This is a genomic window from Streptosporangium sp. G11 (assembly GCF_051192615.1).
Taxonomy (GTDB): Bacteria; Actinomycetota; Actinomycetes; order Streptosporangiales; family Streptosporangiaceae; genus Streptosporangium.
On the sequence record NZ_JBPJUQ010000241.1, the window covers coordinates 1 to 2,303 of the forward strand.

Below are 2,303 nucleotides of genomic sequence, written 5' to 3' on the forward strand. Positions count from 1 at the left end.
TAGAAAGGGCCGTCGTGTCATACCTGCACCCCTACCCCTCACGGGATGGCTTCACGATCACCTCTCAAACACGTTCTAAGGCGGCTCCCTTGAGAATGTCGACGTCCTCACGTAACAGGCGCAGGTAGGCCCGCCGCATTGCTGCGGCGGGCCGTCAAACCGTGCGGGCAAATCCTCGCTGAACACGGCTCAAGTAAGCTCCGAAGGGCCATTCAGCTGTGCTGTGCCCCTGCGCCGGCGGGCGAGCAGCATGCGATGGCTAGAGGCGTGGACAAGGCGGGGCTGGCACCGTCCGAAGGGCCGGGTCGTCCGTGGTGCACGAGGTAGTCGGCAACTATCGCGCGTCGGCGGCATGAAGCCACCATCGCTCCCATTGGGCCGGAATTGAGGTGGCTGCTCGGCGGTCAGGAGATGATATCCGCAGAGCAGACCCGCGCGTTCTGCCTGGCGAGAAGCCGTAACATGTACCGATCGATTGGAGGGGTCACCTGCTTGCGCCGATCGACCATGTAGCCGGTTCATCGATGGATCGCCGGGAGACGCCCCACCCAAGACCAATATGTGCCGGACGATGCTCGCCCAGGGCAATTTCGTCAGGTAAGCGCCGCTGTCGCTGTCGCCGAATACTCGCCTATCATTCCTGAACGTGTTTCATTTTCTCACGGCGAAGTATCACCGGACGCAGATCGGCGAATCAGCGCACCGACTCCGTCAATCCTGAATATTGATGTAGGGGTCCCAGTAGTAGTAACCCTGCTTTTCGCCTTTGTGGTTGAGAATCATGAAACTGAAGTTGTAGGTGACCGTCCCCGTGTCCAAGACCTCGGACTCCCAGTAGTAGCTGTTGATTTTCTGGGTAGTGGGATTCAACGGGTCCTGACTGCTCGGCTGCGGCTCGTTGAGGACCACCGACCTTGGCACGGGAGTGCTGATCAGATCCTGTCCGGACAGGGCGTTGAACCTGTAGAGGACGCTGGTGTACTCGGAGTTCAGAGATAGTGTCGTCTCACGCCATCTGATGATGTCCATGGGGGAGGCGTTGATCGTCAACTCGCTTCCCGGAGTACTCCCGAGTTGGTTCTGCCGGGTCGTCATGTAGATCAAACTGCTGCTGTCGGGGATCGACGTGGGGCTGTTCGGATCGGTGTTCTTGCCGTATTTTCCGAGAATGGTTTCCGCATCGATGGCGATGAGGACGTTAATGAACTCCGACATACAGTAATTCTCCCTTAATGTCCGAAAAGACAGACCGTAGTCCAGAATCCTGCAATCACGACTTGACTGTAAATCGCCCGCACTGGAGAGCTTGCCGAGCCAGTGAACCATTGTCAAGATTTGTGAATCAAGATCCTTGAGCAGGGTTCTCATTGGGGCATTCAACAAGGATGCTAAGGGTCATGCTTCTTCCTTTTTGGCAACGCAAGAAATGCCGTTCCGTAGTGCCCTTAAGTGCTAGCCCTACACCGTTGAGTCGGTCGACTAATGGGAATCATGATGAATATCGAGACTAGAATGGTGGATTGGAAGGCGGTCGCGCAGGCGGGCGCTACTTGGGGTTCCACGAGCGGGGATGCCTCTCGCACGCGGGGATGATCCCGCGACCTGGACGGTTCCCGGGGACGCCGTCCCGTGCTCCCCGCGCACGCGGGATGTCCCACCGGCGATGACCCGCAGGCGTTTTTCGGAGAGTGCTCCCCACACACACGGAGATGACCATTCCGGCTCATTCTTGGCAAGTGTGCGTGTTGTCGTCAGCGTTGTCGTCAAAGCCAAACAAGAACGCCCCGAACGATGATCGTTCGGGGCGTCTTTGCTGCTCAGATAATGTGGTCAGGGGCGGGGTCGAACCGTCGACCTTCCGCTTTTCAGTCTTTGATGTGGCTGCGCGCACGCCCTGCGGGCGTGAAAATCGGGGGTGGTTGCCCGCCGACGTCGAGTCCGCCTGGTGCCTGGTCGAGGCCGGTTTTCAGTCTGACGCCGGGAGCCGCCCAAGGGGCCCTGAATTGTCGCTTCGAGCACGAGAGCCCGGCTCTTGATCCTTCCCCTTATCGGCTCCCCGGGCAACCCCCTGCCCACGACGGAGGAGACGAGGGAGACCTGTGCAGGAAAGCGATGAGCCACTGGAGTTGGTGGAACGGGTCGCGGCGATCGACATCGGCAAGAGCGGCCTGGTGGTGTGCGTGCGCGTACCCCACGACGACAAACCCGCACGGCGCCGCCAAGAGGTACTGAGCGAGAAAGCCGGGGGTTATGCCGGATCGGAGATCATTAGGCCGGTCTCGGCGATGAAGCCGTTCAGCAGG

At 59.4% G+C, this 2,303-nt stretch carries 2 protein-coding genes; one reads left to right on the forward strand and one right to left on the reverse strand.

Annotation, left to right across the window (positions count from 1 at the left end):
- Window positions 1-711: 711 nt before the first annotated feature.
- Window positions 712-1,368, reverse strand: coding sequence for an inclusion body family protein (locus ACSDR0_RS50170; RefSeq protein WP_435296057.1), 657 nt, complete (start codon window positions 1,366-1,368; stop codon window positions 712-714).
- A gap of 731 nt (window positions 1,369-2,099) precedes the next feature.
- Here ACSDR0_RS50170 and ACSDR0_RS50175 point away from each other — a divergent pair.
- Window positions 2,100-2,303: hypothetical protein (locus ACSDR0_RS50175; protein ID WP_435296058.1), on the forward strand; the 204-nt coding region annotated here is incomplete at its 3' end.

What these genes read in the sequence shown, in the direction of transcription:
- ACSDR0_RS50170 (WP_435296057.1), bottom strand. Translation starts at nt 1,368, where the DNA reads ATGAGAACCCTGCTCAAGGATCTTGATTCACAAATCTTGACAATGGTT.